The organism is Chryseobacterium sp. JV274, from assembly GCF_903969135.1.
Classification (GTDB): domain Bacteria; phylum Bacteroidota; class Bacteroidia; order Flavobacteriales; family Weeksellaceae; genus Chryseobacterium.
In genome coordinates this window covers 456,043-471,758 of sequence record NZ_LR824569.1, presented here as the reverse complement: position 1 = coordinate 471,758, position 15,716 = coordinate 456,043, and the positions used below count along the sequence as shown (strand labels likewise).

General features: G+C 37.7%; 13 protein-coding genes. 1 reads left to right on the top strand and 12 read right to left on the bottom strand.

The features are described from left to right. Nucleotide 1 precedes the first annotated feature (1 nt). From CHRYMOREF3P_RS02215 to CHRYMOREF3P_RS02195, 5 genes are read right to left on the bottom strand one after another with little or no spacing between them, the layout of a single operon-like run. Nucleotides 2-1,405, bottom strand: a complete 1,404-nt coding sequence (locus CHRYMOREF3P_RS02215; protein ID WP_180563746.1) for an MATE family efflux transporter — start codon at nucleotides 1,403-1,405, stop codon at nucleotides 2-4. Next, nucleotides 1,402-3,213: an IucA/IucC family protein gene (locus CHRYMOREF3P_RS02210; RefSeq protein ID WP_180563745.1), complete on the bottom strand. Its 1,812-nt coding sequence runs from the start codon at nucleotides 3,211-3,213 to the stop codon at nucleotides 1,402-1,404. Before CHRYMOREF3P_RS02210 ends, CHRYMOREF3P_RS02215 begins: the two co-directional genes overlap by 4 nt. A gap of 7 nt (nucleotides 3,214-3,220) precedes the next feature. Continuing rightward, nucleotides 3,221-4,537 carry a lysine N(6)-hydroxylase/L-ornithine N(5)-oxygenase family protein gene (locus CHRYMOREF3P_RS02205; RefSeq protein ID WP_077417400.1) on the bottom strand — a complete coding sequence of 439 codons (1,317 nt, stop codon included), beginning with the start codon at nucleotides 4,535-4,537 and terminating at the stop codon, nucleotides 3,221-3,223. Continuing rightward, entirely contained in the window at nucleotides 4,530-6,932 is a 2,403-nt protein-coding gene (locus CHRYMOREF3P_RS02200) for a GNAT family N-acetyltransferase (protein ID WP_180563744.1), read from the bottom strand. The genes CHRYMOREF3P_RS02205 and CHRYMOREF3P_RS02200 overlap by 8 nt, the downstream gene beginning before the upstream one ends. After that, the gene (locus CHRYMOREF3P_RS02195; RefSeq protein ID WP_180563743.1) at nucleotides 6,904-8,430 is read right to left on the bottom strand and encodes a pyridoxal phosphate-dependent decarboxylase family protein; all 1,527 of its coding nucleotides are present in this window, start codon (nucleotides 8,428-8,430) and stop codon (nucleotides 6,904-6,906) included. The genes CHRYMOREF3P_RS02200 and CHRYMOREF3P_RS02195 overlap by 29 nt, the downstream gene beginning before the upstream one ends. A 216-nt stretch (nucleotides 8,431-8,646) precedes the next feature. Here CHRYMOREF3P_RS02195 and CHRYMOREF3P_RS02190 point away from each other — a divergent pair, with 216 nt between their 5' ends. After that, on the top strand, nucleotides 8,647-9,744 hold the full coding sequence (locus CHRYMOREF3P_RS02190; protein ID WP_180563742.1) for a TauD/TfdA family dioxygenase: 1,098 nt from the start codon (nucleotides 8,647-8,649) through the stop codon (nucleotides 9,742-9,744). Between the two features lie 123 nt (nucleotides 9,745-9,867). On the opposite strand, the gene CHRYMOREF3P_RS02185 is transcribed toward CHRYMOREF3P_RS02190, so the two are convergent. The 7 genes from CHRYMOREF3P_RS02185 to CHRYMOREF3P_RS02155 all read right to left on the bottom strand — a co-directional run bounded on the left by CHRYMOREF3P_RS02185 (nucleotide 9,868) and on the right by CHRYMOREF3P_RS02155 (nucleotide 15,569). After that, nucleotides 9,868-10,680: an alpha/beta hydrolase gene (locus CHRYMOREF3P_RS02185; RefSeq protein WP_180563741.1), complete on the bottom strand. Its 813-nt coding sequence runs from the start codon at nucleotides 10,678-10,680 to the stop codon at nucleotides 9,868-9,870. A 128-nt stretch (nucleotides 10,681-10,808) separates the two neighbouring features. After that, nucleotides 10,809-11,384, bottom strand: coding sequence for a Crp/Fnr family transcriptional regulator (locus CHRYMOREF3P_RS02180; protein ID WP_077417410.1), 576 nt, complete (start codon nucleotides 11,382-11,384; stop codon nucleotides 10,809-10,811). Between the two features lie 67 nt (nucleotides 11,385-11,451). Continuing rightward, nucleotides 11,452-11,973: a GNAT family N-acetyltransferase gene (locus tag CHRYMOREF3P_RS02175; protein WP_077417412.1), complete on the bottom strand. Its 522-nt coding sequence runs from the start codon at nucleotides 11,971-11,973 to the stop codon at nucleotides 11,452-11,454. A gap of 17 nt (nucleotides 11,974-11,990) precedes the next feature. Then, nucleotides 11,991-12,572: a nucleosidase gene (locus tag CHRYMOREF3P_RS02170; protein WP_180563740.1), complete on the bottom strand. Its 582-nt coding sequence runs from the start codon at nucleotides 12,570-12,572 to the stop codon at nucleotides 11,991-11,993. Nucleotides 12,573-12,682: 110 nt separating this feature from the next. Then, on the bottom strand, nucleotides 12,683-13,384 hold the full coding sequence (locus tag CHRYMOREF3P_RS02165; protein WP_180563739.1) for a DsbA family oxidoreductase: 702 nt from the start codon (nucleotides 13,382-13,384) through the stop codon (nucleotides 12,683-12,685). Nucleotides 13,385-13,458: 74 nt separating this feature from the next. Further along, nucleotides 13,459-14,625: an MFS transporter gene (locus CHRYMOREF3P_RS02160; RefSeq protein ID WP_180563738.1), complete on the bottom strand. Its 1,167-nt coding sequence runs from the start codon at nucleotides 14,623-14,625 to the stop codon at nucleotides 13,459-13,461. Beyond that, the gene (locus CHRYMOREF3P_RS02155; RefSeq protein ID WP_232538949.1) at nucleotides 14,625-15,569 is read right to left on the bottom strand and encodes an alpha/beta hydrolase; all 945 of its coding nucleotides are present in this window, start codon (nucleotides 15,567-15,569) and stop codon (nucleotides 14,625-14,627) included. The genes CHRYMOREF3P_RS02160 and CHRYMOREF3P_RS02155 overlap by 1 nt, the downstream gene beginning before the upstream one ends. Between the last annotated feature and the right edge of the window lie 147 nt (nucleotides 15,570-15,716).

The following is a 15,716-nucleotide window of genomic DNA, read 5'->3' as shown; positions in this document are numbered from 1 at the left end:
TTTAAATTTTTATAGTTTTCCATTTTCCATTTCTAAAAATCATTAGGAATAACACGGCTAAGACAATTTCCGAAGAAACGATAGCGGTAAATATTCCTCTCAGTTCCCACTGAAACCTTACTCCTAAGAGATAGGCCAAAGGAAGCTGAATCACATAAAACATGACGAGGTACAGCAGTGTAACCTGCAGAATGTTTCCGGCCGCATTCAGAGCACGGCTGATCACCATGGTGAATCCTAATAGCAAATAAGCCATAGAAACCACATGGATGTATTGAACTGCATATCTTGCGACTTCAGGTTCTGTAGTGAAAAATTTCACCACATATTCCGCTGCAATCTGCCAGAATAAGGCTACTATTACCAGATAAGTCATGTTGATTGTTCCTGCTCTCCAGACTGTTTTTTCTGCACGCTCAGGCTCTCCTGCACCCAGATTCTGTCCTGTAAGAACTCCTGCTGCATTTCCTATTCCCCAGGCAGGCATCGTTGCTACTGAAGCAATACGCTGGGCAATAATGTATCCTGCAAGAGCTGTTGTTCCGAAGGTAGAGATGATCTTCACCATAATCAGCCAGCTGGATGTTGGAATGATATACTGAACCAATCCTCCAAAGGCTATTTTCAGAATCTTCTGCAACAATGGTATATCAAGCTGAAAAGGAACTCTGATGCTGATACTGGTTTTACCGGACAGAAATATAAAAGCCTGGTATAAGACTCCTAACGTTCTTGATAAAACCGTAGCATAAGCCAATCCCATCAACCCGAAAGCAGGGATAAACCCTAATCCGAAAACAAGAATCACGGCAAAGATGATATTGGAAATATGGCAGATCCAAAGTGATTTCATTGCAATATCTGCATCACCCGCACCTCTGAAAAGTCCGTTCACCGACAGGCGGAGAATCACAAGCCCAATACTCAGAAAGACCAGTCTTGAAAAAGATACTCCATCAACTACGGCATTGGCGTTGACACCAAGGAAATCAACAATTTCAGCGGAGAAATAACAGGAGATACCACCAATAAGCACAGCAAAAAACAAGGCGAGAAGGATAATATACTGAGCTGTTCTGCCCATTCCTTCCTGATCTTTTTCACCTGCTCTTCTGGCTGTGAGAGTAGCTGCAGCAATGCCTAACCCTACTGCTATGGCATAAGCAAAGTTGATGTAGTTATCTGTAATTCCCACAAGGCCCAGAACTTTGTCTCCTAATTTTGCAATAATCAATAGATTGACGCTCACAAAAACAGATTCCATGACAAGTTCCATTACCATGGGAATGGCAAGGCTAAAGATGGAACGGTTGATGCTTCCGGAAGTCAATTCGACCTTTTTCCCGGCTATAGCTCCATAGGCAAAAACCGCTCCTTCTTTTAGTATATGCAGGAATTTCCTCATACTGCTGCTGCTGAATTTTTATTGGCAATCTGATACAACGGATTAGGCAATGCTCCATCTTTTCTTGGAATCGCAAATGCCTTATTTTCGCTGTAACCATTGTTTTTCAGACGCAGACTGTTGATATAGAATCTTTTGAATGCAGGAACATACAGGTCATACTTTTCGTATCTTTCCTGGAGATGCGTATTCTCAGCTTTATAGTTTTCTACACAGTTGTGAACCAGTTCCCAGAATTTTTCTTCTTTAAAGTCTGAATACGTATGCAGTGCATTTGAAAGATATCTGAAGAAGGCATCAAAAACTCCCAGCAGAATAAACAACGGGATATTTTCTTTGTTTGAAGACTGAATCAGGCCATCTGCAAGGTGAGCAGGAAGCTTTTCTCTGGCTTCAGTTGTTAAAACGATATCATCCACAAAATCTTTGATCACAATTCTCTGTGGAACTCCGTTTTTCAAAACAACCATAATATTTTCTCCGTGTGGCGTTACACATAATGAATGCGTGTAATAGATGTGTAGTAATGGCGTAAGATAAGCGTCAAGATAGCTTTCAATCCATTTTTCAATACTCAGGCCTGCTTTTTCTGCAAATGCCTGAACCAATGGAACTCCATTTTCGTCTACATACAGTAAAGAAGCCATGGTTACCATTTGCTCATCTTCTTTCAGATAGTTTTCAGCACTTTCTCTCCATAATGCTCCAAGGAATTCATTATATTGGTAAGGAACGCTGGCGATAGCTCCATACTGTGGATGTAAATAAGTGATAGCGGCTTCTTCTCCTAAGAAAATAGTCTCTTTATTCTCAAGGTAAGCATCGTCTTTAATTAAGCCTTTTACCCAATCGGTAATGGCAGGAGCAATTTTCATCTGCTTAGGAGACAGTCCTCTGATATTTCCTGTACTCAAAATAGAGACAGCTGTTTTCAAATATCTTTTCTTTGGATGATCTACATTAAACAAAGTACGGATACTCTGCTGTGGACTGTACGTATCACTACCCTCTCCCAATTGGATTAAAAGTCCGGAAGCAATATCTCCCGCAAAATGAATCTGAAGCTTATGCTCCCACTGCCATGGATGTACCGGGATAAAATGATAGTCTTCAACAATTTTTCCTTCGCTTATCAATTGCTGCTGAAACTCATTATACAGCAAATCTCCTATTTCAGAACGATAAAACTGCTCTCTGTCAATATGTTCCAAAGATTGAAATGATGATCTGCTTTTATGGGAAGCTAACCAGATTACTTTTAAATTTTCATCAGCCTCAGGGGCAAATGTTTTAAGATCTCTTGGAGAAAAACCAAGTCTGCTTTTGTTCACAATAACCCACGGATGTCCGGTCATATTGTGCTCCACAGTCTGATAATCTGCATCAGCAAGGTCTTTTGAAGACATTACTCCTCTTGATAAAATTAAAGCATCACAATACAACGTGTGCAGCAACTCTTCCGTATATCTTGCAATCGTATAAGGATCTAAATCAAATACAGACTGCATTTCCAGAAAGAAAGCCGCTACATCTACTGATGACAGGTCTTCACCGTTTTCAGTTTTTGTAATGCTGTCTTTATCAATATGCCAGTAATCCATCATTCTCTCCTGTCCGCGGAAGCTGTACGTAATATTTTCAAGTCCGGTTTCAAGTTTAAAAACAGTATATCCGTCTTTATCTTCAAAGGTTACTACGGGCTTTAGAAGCTCTTCGTGCATCAGTTCTGCGATGGTTTTGGCCATTAGATTTCTGTTAGCCTGATTCCAATTTTCCTGGCTTACTGTATTTTTTAAGTTGGTGTTCATTTTATGATTAAATTTTGGCAGTTGGTAAATCAGCATATTTTTCTACATCAAAGTCCTGGAAAGCAATTTTCTTTTCAATTTTATAATGCTCTCTTCCCAGAATATCATTGATGATATAGGAATTACGGTAAGCAGCCATTCCAAGGTCGGTAGAAATATAGCTGTGAGTATGAACTTCAGCGTGAAGCACATAGATTTCGCCTCCGTTATGATCTATTGAATAATTTCTGTTGACATCAAACAATCCGCTGGAATCTCTCTTGATTCTGGATTGAATATTCTTTAAGAATGCAGGCTCATGATAACGGTATCCGGTTCCAAGAATCACATAATCGGCTTCCTGATCATAAGGAACTTCCTGCTCCAGCTGTGTAAACTCAAGATTGATAAAATCAGGATTGCTGTTGTCTACTGTATTCAGCTGGCTGTTAGGAATGATTTTAAGATTAGGATCAGCATTGTCTATATTCAGATCGTAAATAAAATCATAGATATCATTGATCAGATCGTAATTGATTCCTTTAAACTGAGCCTGCTGTTTGCTTAAAATGGTTTTCCTGGCAGATTCATTTCTGTTGTAGAAATATTCTACATAATCAGGCGATGTAAGTTCCAGTGTCAGTTTAGAATATTCCATAGGGAAAAATCTGTCCGGGCGGGAATACCAACCCAACTGTGTGTTTTCATTTCTGCTCTGAAGAAGGTCATAAAATACCTCAGCAGCACTCTGACCAGAACCGATAATGGCAATTTTCTTTCCTTGAGATAAAAGTTCCTCTTTTCTATACAGATAAGAACTTGTATGAATGATTCTGGAATCATCTTTCGGAATGAAAGAAGGAATATGTGGCTGTGTTCCGGTTCCCAAAATCAGTCTCTCGGTTTTGAAAACCGTAGTTTCTTTGGTTTTGGTATGAACTGTCGTCACCAGATATAATCCATCTTCATAAGTAATATCAACCACCTGCGTTGAAAAACGACACTCTGGAAGTTGTTCGATAACCCACTGGCAATAACGGTTGTATTCTTTTCTTGGGATAAAGAAGCTTTCACGGATAAAGAATTTGTACAATCTTCCGGTTTCCTTCAGATAGTTCAAAAGACTTAAAGGATTGGTTGGATCAGCCATGGATACACAGTCGCACAAAAATGGAGTCTGCAGGGTTACATGGTCAATCATCAATCCCGGGTGCCAATCGAAACCATCTCTTTGGTCCAGGAAAAGGGTCTTGAGTTCCGGAATCGGATTGGATAATGCGGCAAGTCCCAGATTAAAAGGGCCTATACCTATGCCTATTACATTGTATACGGCTTCGTTAGTCATTTTTTGTGATGTTTGTGGTGATTTTTACCTCTTTATTCTGTGGGAATTTTTCCCAGTACCATTCTCTGTAACAGAAGTTCAGATTGGCTTTTTTATGAGGCATTTCAATTACTTTTTCTACTTTGAAGCCTACATGGGCTTTGTTCATCATAGAAGCAAGTGAGTCTACAGACCCTTCTCCTACCATTTTACCTACCTGCGGCTGTGCAAAAACATAGTCAACCATAGATTGTGTAGATGGAGATACAAATTTCTTTTTAGGATCAGTAGGTGCTATGAACTGGTGCGTTCCGTAATCTGTAGGCAGCACTTCGTAATAATCGCCTACAATATCTCTGCAAGCCCAATACACCTCTATATTACAGGAAGGCTCATCATTACCTGCAATGATATAACTGTGGGCTTCATCACTTGGAAGCATCAGTCTGTAATACGTTTCCAATTCATCAATAGGCCAGTTCATTTGCCAGATTTTTACGGCATGTTCGCGATTAAACCATTCATGAAGCATTTCAAGGTCATTTTCAAGATCTATAGGACGCATACTCATGATTACATCTTCCTTCTGGAAATATCTTTTAAAGAAAACTTCTTTTCCCTGAGGATGGATCAATTGATCTGAGAAGAAATGTTTATGAAGAAGGTTTGGAACTTTAGCATAAGAAATAGAGGCCGCATTCACTCCGCCATCTACATCAGACACCGCCGACTGAAGATTTGATTTTACTGCCCAATATCTTTGATTCAATGCATAATCTGTCAATGAAGAAGGCTCTGATTCATAAAGGTTTTCAAATTCTCTGTACAGAATATGGATCAGTTTTCTTTCTTTAACCAACCCTGTTTTACCTATTGATGAGATCAAAGCACTCAGATTGCTTACCAAAAGATGGTGGGAAACAATATCCAGAAGGCGCTCATCTCTGATGAAAAGATCTTCAACTTCAGGATAATCTTTAATCAGGTTTTGATATTTTTCTTTGAAACTGTCTTTAATAAGATATCCCTGTCCGTCTCTTACGTAGATAGACTGCGGTAAAAGCTGATTGTCAAGCTGAACAAGAAGGTTTTGCTGATGAACTTCCGGAGCCATCCCTAATTGATTGAACAATCTGTTTAAAGGGGAAAGCAATAGATTCACATACTTTTCAAACCAGATAATAGCTGCTTTTTCAGCATCTACACCCAGCTGATTCGCCACATTCTTAAAGAAATGAGTCGTAAAATTGAATCCATCTGTAGATTCATCCTGGCAAAGCCTTGCCAATAAAATGACTTTATCTTCATTTGAAAAAGGATTTTCACGGAGCAGTATATTCAGACTGTCCATATTTTTCCCTTCATAATGAACGCTTAAGGTGGAAGGTTCCAGCAATAATTTAAAGTTGGGAAAGGCTTTTTCAAATGAGGCTTTTTCATGCTGCCACCAGATTGCGGAAGCATATCCTCTGTTGAGATCTTTTAAGCTGTTTGTTCTTACAGAGCCTGTCATTAAAACATGCAGAGAAAATTTCAGCATCCAGCTGAAGTCCGGATTGTATACCGTTCTGATAGAAGATGTTGCATAAAAATCTTCACCCAGTGGTCCGATATGAATAATTTTCCCGGATCCAAGCATTTCAGGGTATTCTTCGGTTGATAGAAGATACTTTGCTTCCCATGGATGGCATGGAACGATATAAAAATCATTTGTGTTTTCAAAATCGTAGCTTTCCGGTAAGGAAGTCCATTTTTCGAAGATTTCTTTTGCTGAAATCCCCGGAAGAGATTTTTCCGTGATACAGTCTTTGTGAATCAGAAAATAATCCAGCTGAAATCCTTTACCGAATTCAGGGCCATATAAAAACTGTTCTTCTTCAGAGAAGCCCATTCTTGATTTGGTGAAAGGATGCAGATTGTGTCCTGCAGGAAGCATTTGTTCAGATTCAAGAAAAGAATATGTTAAAAGCTGATCGTCCTGAAGACATGCTTCTGTCGTTAATTCAAGATTTCTTAAGCTGCTCTGAATTCTTTCCACAAATTGCCTGAATCCACTTTCGTTAGTCGTCTCAGAAAACTCTTTGTAAACCAGTTCAGTCAGTTTTTCATCATTAACTTCAAAAACCTCTTGATTTTTGTGGTCTACAGCCCATAAAACAGGTTCGTATTCATGAAAAAGGGTCTCAGAACGATAAGAAACCGGAGCAAATAAAAATAGCCCGCTTTTCTTCATTTCAAACCTCATATACAGCGAATAATTGCTGTTCTGAAGAGCTTTTGCTGTAAGAAGATCATATTTCGGAACTCCCTGATAGAATTTTCCGTTTCCCAGTTCTCTCAGCATTCCGTTCAGCAGAATTCTGAGTGTAATTTCCCGGGCTCCCGTTTTATTTTTCTGAATTAAAGTCTTTTCCATGTTTTTTGATTGTGGTGAGAATTTGATGAATGTCTTCAGTCGTCGTAATCGGGTTCAGGAACGTAAACTTCAGATAGAAGTTACCATCCACTTTTGTACTTGCTACAAGGATTTCTCCGCTGTAGAAAAGTTTCATCTTGATGTATTGATTCAGGGCGTTCAGATCACTGATTTCCGGATTTACATATCTGAAAACAAGAACACTTAAATCCGAATCTGAAAGAAGTTCAAAATCTGCATCTTCAGTAATCATTGCGGCCGCATCCTTGGTAAGATCAATAACGGTATCTGTATATTCTGCCAGCTGCTCTCTTCCCATCATTCTTATGGTAAACCAAAGTTTTAAAGCATCAAATCTTCGGGTACTCTGCGTAATAGATTTATTGATCTGTGCCGGAATTTCTTCTTCATCCATTTCTTTCGGATTCAGATAATCGGCGTGATGTTTAAGAATCAACAGTTCTTTTTTATTTTTAACAATAAAGGCACTGCTACTGATGGGTTGGAAGAATGATTTGTGGTAATCAATCGTTACGGAATCTGCTCTCTCAATACCATTAATCAGGTTACGGTATTTATCACTTAATAATAAAGCACAACCATAAGCTGCATCTACGTGCATCCAAATGTTATAATGCTCTGCAATATTTGCGATATCTTCTAATGGATCGATATTTCCAAAGTCTGTTGTTCCTGCGGTAGCCACGATTCCAATTGGAATATTTCCTAATTGTTCTTCTCTTTTAATGTATTTTTTCAAAAGAGAAATGTCCATACGGAATCTTTCATCGGTAGGAACTTTAACAATACTTTTCTCACCCAGTCCCATAATAGAAGCATTTTTCAAATTGCTGAAGTGAGATTTATCTGAAACAAATATCCTGAAACTGCTTGCCTCTGCTGGCAGACCATCCATTTTAATATTGTGATTATATCTTTTCTGAGAGAAACAGTCACGCATCATGACCAATCCCATTAAATTGCTCTGTGAGCCCCCTGCTGTGAAAACGCCATCGCTTTCACTCGTATTATATCCAATTTGACCCGCAGTCCAGTCAATCAGTTTTCTTTCCATGAATGTTCCACCGGCACTCTGATCATAAGTATCCTGTGAAGAATTGATAGCACTTACAAGGATTTCTCCTGCCAATGCGGGAATAACTACCGGGCAGTTAAGGTGAGCTACATACTGAGGAAGGTGAAAAGCTGTGGCATGTTTTACATAGATTTCGTCTACTTCCGTCAGAAGCTCATTATAATTGGAAAGTTTTTGATTAAGGTCGATCTGCTGTACCATTCCTTTCATTGTTTTGGCTTCTATACCACTGAAAGGCTTGTTGTTTCTGTAAAGGAATTCCTGAACCAGGTCTAAAGTACTGTTGACAGCATTACGATAATGATCATAATTGTCTGGATGAAAAATATTCCCAAAATTCCCCGAAATGTGAGGTGAAGTTGTGCTTGCGAGCTCTTCTAGGGAAATTAAATTGTTGTTCATAAAAGTTTTGTAATGTGATTTTTTAAATCTGTGAGTTGTTGTGGTTTTTTTGATATACGATTATATATATCTGATAGTCAGGTTTTTATTTTTTACATTTTTTTAAGATTTTGTTTGGTGGTTGAGTAATTATTCATAAATTTGACTCGGTTATTGTTATTTAGAATAATTAAAAACAAATATAAAAATTATTAGTTAACACCAAATTTTTTTTTAATGAATTCTACAGAAATTTTAGATAAAGACTGTTCAACAGCGGTAAAACTGCTTCCTACGGTCATAGAGGTCACCTCACAGGAGAGAAGAATGATAAAAGATGCGGCACTCCATCTTCAGAAAAAGTATGAAACATATGAAAACCGTGATTTTATTAAGCATGTACATCAGCTGGCGTCTTATTTTTTACCAGAGAGAATTTTAAATTTAGCGGCTGATTTTGCAAGTGACTTTTCAAAAAAACAATATGGTGCATTGATCTTTACCGGATTAATGGATATAGATCAGGAGAATATAGGTTCTACGCCTTCCAATTGGCAGTCGGCAGATTATTCAAAATTTAATTTATATGGTTTTGCGTGTGCTCTTATTCATGGAGCGCTGCCATCAAAGCCTGTACAATATTATTCACAGCGTAAAGGAGGTGGATTGATCCATGCCATCATTCCTGATGAAAAGATGAAAGAAACACAGACAGGATCGGGATCTTCAACAGATTTGTACGTACATACCGAAGATGCTTTCCTGAAACATCAGGCTGATTATTTAAGCTTTATGTATGTGAGAAATGAAGAACAGGTTCCTTCTACTCTTTACTCAATCCGCTCTCATGAGTCTATCGGTGAAAATTACAGACCTCTTTTTGATCGTATTTATAAAATCCCGAAAGATGCCAACCTGGAAACGGGAAATAGTGAAGAAGAGACATTAGATTCTGTTTTGTATGGAAATTATAGTCTTCCGTTTATGCGATTTGATGCTGCGGAACAGCTTTTCAATTCCAGCATAAGACAATCGGATGAAGCGCAAAGTACACTGCATGAGTTCTGGGAAGAAGCCAGACACTTGATTTATTCGGGATTTACACCTCAGGCAGGTGATGTTATTCTGGTTAATAATCACTTATGTGCTCACGGAAGATCTGCTTTCCGGGCAGGAGTAAGAAATATTGACGGAATAGAATATCCGTGTGAGAGAAGAATTATGCTTCGTATGATGAGTAAAGTGAGCCTTATTGATATGAGAGCTCATACCCTTACGGAAGATCCGTTCTTCGTTATAGAAGAGCATTTGGGTAAAAACTTTCAACAATTTTAATATGCTGATTAGTTAGCATTTTGAACATCAATCAATCGTAAATCCTTTTTGAGCATTGCTCAAAAAGGATTTTTTATTAGAATTATATTTTCCTGTTTAAATTTTAAAAATCATTTTTGCTTTCTAATGTTTAAAAAATCTATCAAATAAAGACAATTGCTCAGACAATGATCTGCTCCAATATTCTGGAACATGGCCCCCCAAAGATTCGGTATAGAGATGCTGGATTTTCATTTCTGTCAGTTTTTTATGAAAATTTCTGTTCATATTGATCATCTGAGTGTCTTCTGTACCGCAATCGAAAATATATTGCTGTCCAGCCTCGGCCATGAATTTTATTTTGCTGTCAGTAAGAAAAATGGGATTGATCGATTCCAGTGGTCCCAGAACTTTATTCACCATATATTTCTGATATCCTTCTCCGAATGAATTGAAATCCAATGCTCCGCAAGAACTTCCTACGATACCAAATGTTTTATTATAGGTAACTCCGATATTGGTTGCTCCATAGCCTCCCATACTCCATCCCATAATCCCACGGAATTTTTTCTCAGCTTTCACAGGATAATTTTTGTCAATAAATTCTACCAGTTCTTTTCCGATAAAAGTCTGATATTGAGAATCCTTAACAACCGGGCTGTCTACATACCACGAACTGTAATTTCCATCCGGAAGTACATAGATTGTTTTCAATTCCTGAGCTTTTTTAACCAGATCAGGAATATCCTGTTTCATAATTCTGTCTGGATTACCGCTGAAACCATGAAGAATATAGACAGACGGATACTTCATATTAGGCTGAAGATTGGGTGTAATGATAACTGTTTTGATTTTTTTATTCATTTTCGGACTGAAAATTTCCTGATGAATAATTTTTTGTGCTGATAATGGGATAAATGCAGCCAGCACAAATACAATTTTGATGAGCTTCTTCATGTTAAAAAAGGTTTAATTAATGATAATCAAAGGTTTTTATTATAAAACATATAATGTACCAATGATCTTATGATAAAACAAAATTGCAACAGAAAAAGAAAAAAAGCCTCAACATATGTTGAAGCTTTTTAATTTAAATCCTTCTTGATCCGGCTAAGCTGTGTAGGCGTTATTCCAAGATAAGAAGCAATATGATGCTGTTTTAATCTGTTATACAATGATTTATTTTCAAATAACTGTAAATATCTTTTTTTTGCAGTTTCGTATTTCAGGGAAACTTCCAAAGGTTCTTTTTTCACTACCCAGTTTTTTTCCAGATAATACATATGAAAAAGAGCCAGATCATGATGCTTTTCAAGTAGTTCACGATAGGCTTTTGCAGGATATTGTATCACTGAACAGTCTTCCAGTGCAATAATATTGAAATCGCTCGGTTCATTTTTTATAATGGCGGCTGTAGAAGCTGCAAAACTGTTTTCTTCAAAGAAAATTTTATAAATATTATTTCCCTGTTCATCTACTGTATAATACCCTATCAATCCTGATTTGATAAAATAATAATACCTTGCCATAGAACCGGATTCCAGCAGAAGATCATTTTTGTGATAGTATTCTTCCGTACAGATATCCAGTAAATCCTGAATCGTTTCTTTGGATAAAGGATAATACTGATTGATATGCTTTACAAATTCTGAAATGTTCATTTGGTAATATTTTATCCTAACACGCAATTATCTTTGAAAATTTGTGCTATCTGTGGGCAAAAAAGGTTTAATCCAATGTTTTTTTCATCATCAGATCAGTCTGTTCTTCTTCTCCAAGTCTGAAAATGTGTTTATCAAATTCAACAAATCCGTTTTTTCTGTAGAAATGTAAAGCTCTCAGATTTTCTTCCCATACACCCAGCCACAGATAAGTTTTTTTAAGTTGCTGAGCAGTATCTAAAGCCTGATTATAAAGAAGCTGTCCTACTTTTTTCCCGTGATGGCTTTTCTTCACATAGATTCTTTCAATTTCCAGGCTGGTTTCGTCCTGAAGTTCTGTCTGCGCTTTGCCGGAATTGACTTTCAGGTAACCTACCGGATTGTCTTCTTCCCAGGCAATATAGAAAGAGGAGCCAGGATTATTCAACTCAGATTTTATCTTTTCAGTATTAAAGCTTTCTTCCAGATACTTTTTCATAGCCTCTTCTGTGTTATCTTCAGCGAATGTTTCTGAGAAGGTCTGAATTCCTAAGCTTTGTAAAGTTTCTAAGTCTTCAGCCACCGCTTTGTTTATGATAATTGAACTCATGATCGTAAGAATAAATGTTATGAGAAAAGAATTTTCTTAAAAGCTTCAGAAGCCAGATGTACCTGTACGCTCCAATCGTCTGCAGCGTCACTTCCGGCATCATCAGAAATATATTTCAGGCATAGAAACGGGATCTTTTCCTTTTGAGCAATCAATGCCAGTGGATAGGCTTCCATGTCTACAATATTATAATCGGTTTCGGAGTGGTTCATTTCAAAACTGTCACCACTGCCGCAAATTCCTTCTTTCAAAGTATCCATTTTAAGACCATATTCCAATACAGGCGGAACTCCGGATAGAGGGGTTTCATACAATTTAAATCCAAGTCCTCTTACATCCATATCCCTTTGGATGAACTTTGTACAGCATACTACTTCTCCCTTGTGAAATCCTTTACTTCCTGCAGAACCTAAATTTACAATCAGTTTAGGTTTTCTTGCGTGAATTTCTTTGGTTAATTCGATGGCGGCGTTTACCTTTCCGATGCCTGTAATTAATTTATTTTTGTCATTAAATACGGTTCCTGCTTCAGAATCCAATGCAAAAACAAAAAGGGTGTCATCAATTGAATAGTGAGTTTCGTTGTTAATTTTTATCATTGAGAAATCAGATTTATACAGCTGTGGCACTGCATTACAAAGATACGTTTCTTCTAATATATTAGATTAAAAACCCCAAAACAATTTATTTGTTTTGGGGTTCTGTTATCTTAAATACTGCATCCGTCAGCATCACAGGAAGCTCCGCTGCCACCGGAAAGATCCTTAAATGGACTTACGGTTTCTTTGTAAGTCTGCTGAAGTGCATTTTCAAACGCTTCTACAGGCTGAGCTCCGGAAACTGCATATTTACCATTCAGAACAAAGAAAGGAACTCCGGAAACCCCATTGTTTCTTGCTTCCTGAATATCCTGATTGACTTCATAATCCAAATTATCTGTTGTAACCGCCTGTTTTGCCTCCTCTTTATCAATTCCTAAATTTTCTGCAAGAGCAACCAAAACTTCAGTATCTCCTACATTTTTTCCGTCAATAAAATGAGCGATAAATAATGCCTCTTCCATTTCATTGGACTTATTGTGCTTTTTAGCCAAATGAAGCAATTTGTGGGCACTGAAAGTATTGGTAATCAGAGTTTTTCCAAAATCAAAATCAATTCCGGCTTCTTTTCCCATCTGGGTAACCTGACTAAGCATTTGTGTAGCCTGAGCTTCAGGAACTCCTTTCTTTTCTCTAAAATATTGAATAGTATCCTGAGTTTTTTTTTGATCTAAAGTTGGATCCAGCTGAAAACTTTTCCACTCCACTTCTACTTCATCTTTGAAAGGCAGCTTGTTTAAAGCCTGTTCAAAATTATTTTTTCCGATATAACAAAACGGACACATTACGTCCGACCAGATTTCTATTTTCATTGTATTTAATTTTAATTCAAATTAATAGAACAAAGGTAATGTATTTTATTTAATGTAACAAAAATTATTACAGTTTAATTCTGACAGCTGGACAATACCTGGCTGCGCTTTTCGAATATCCCTCTTAAGATCATCATCAGAAATGCAAGAAGCCCGAAAACAACACCTATCCATGGAATATACTCTACTCCTTTTGTAACGATTATCCATCCTCCGATTGTAGTTCCCACTGTCACACCCAGATTTCCGAACGATGTGGCAAGACTATTAGCAAATTCCAGTGATTCCGGTGCTGAAGAGATCATATAGGTAGATGCATTCAGAAAGCTAGGTGAATACAGAAATCCCCAGATTCCGATAACGGCAATCGTTGCCCATAAATTTCCATCAGAAAAATAGAGAAGAATGGGTACCAGAATGGTTCCGGAAAGAAAGATAGCGGTAGTTCCTGCCACATTTCTATTAAGCATTTTCCCGGCAATTCCATTAGCTATCACTCCAATAATTCCAAATAACAAAAGCATATAGCTTACCATTGAAGTATCCATCCCTTTGGCTTTATTCAGATAATCTGCAAAATAGCTGTAGGTAGAAAACCATGCGGTAATCATGAAAAAGTTAGCCAGTGTACTCAGAATAAATGGAGGCTGCTTCAGGATTCTGACCTGATTTCCATAAGATTTTTTCTCTTTTACAGGCATCGCAGGAAGAAGAAAGTAAATGACTGCTAAAGCAATCAGACTTACTGCAGTCTGTATCATAAATGAGTACTCCCAGGACCAAAGCCCCGCAATCCATGTGGCAAAAGGAACCGTTGTAACCATAGCAATGGCAACTCCATTAAATACAATTCCCATCAGTTCATTTTTTTTCCGGTCATCAGCCTGGGAGACGGCCACAGATAACGCTGTTGCAATATATACAGGCTGGAGAAATGCCGGTAAAATCCTAACCAGCATCAGTAGCCAGAAAGGAGGTGAAAAAGAAGACACAAATCCTGTAATCAGAAACAGGGAAATGGCTGTAAGCATTATTTTTTTACGATCAAAACCTGAGGTAAGTAAGGTCATGAAAGGTCCTGTAAGAGCGATAATTAATGCAAAAGCACTCAACAGATACCCCGCTTTGTCTATACTGATTTTATAATGTTCTGCAACTTGTGGAAGAATTCCGATGACCCCAAATTCTGTTGTAATAACGGCTATAAACCCCAGACATCCAATGTATGCGTATTTTTTCATTATACTTTTTCTCCAACAGAATTTAAATTTTGATGAGCAAAAGCAGCCATTTCACTTACGGCAGACTCTACTTCTTCCAGAATTTCTCCCATATGCATAAATCCGTGAACCATGTCTTTGTAGAAACTTGTTGTAAGTGCAACGCCTGCATTTTTCATATTTTCAGAAAGCTGTTTTCCGTCATCAAGCAAAGGATCATGTTCTGCAAGAATGACTAAAGTAGGTGGAGTTTCTTTAAAATCTTGTATTAAGACAGGAATCGCCAAAGGATTATCTTTTTCTTCGTTGGGAAGATACCAGTCCCATGCTTCTATACCCCCCTGTTTATTAAGAACCGGTCCGTTTTCATACGTTTCCCATGATTTTGAACTAAGCTGATTATCGGCTGCAGGATAAATTAACACCTGAAATTTCAAATGTTTGCCCATTTGGGTAGAAACAGCAGTAGCCAATGCTCCGCCGGCACTGTCTCCTATAATTCCTATTTTGTCAGGATCTATTCCTAAAGATTCTGCATTGGCTATTACCCACTTTATACCGTCAAGAGAATCGTTTAAGCCCGCTGGAAAAGGATGTTCCGGAGCAAGACGGTAATCTATAAAAATAACCACAGATCCGGTTTTATTAGCCAGTTTACGGACTACCGCATCATGGGTTTCGTATCCTCCAGCTATAAACCAGCCTCCGTGAATATAAATAATAGCCGATGAATTCTGAACATCCTTTCCGTTAGGACGGTAAATCCGAATGGGAATCTGATGGTTTTCCTGTTGGATATCCAATTCTTCGATCATTGAAACGGATTCTTTCTTACCACTAAGCTGAAGAGACATTGTTTCAAGGTATTTACGGGCTCCGTCTAAAGAATCCTGTGGATTGAAAGGTTGTATTTTTTCTAAATGATTTAAAATCTGTGTTATATTAGAGGTTAACTGCATTTTCATTTTTTATTTAAGTTACTATTGTTTTTGCAGGGAACGTGAGCGCTATTGTTCCTTACTGCCGCATATTTTCTGCTTTCTACGTGCAAAATTAAATCTCAAACCTTACATTTGCACTGTATACAGCTAAATGTATGGTACTAACAAATT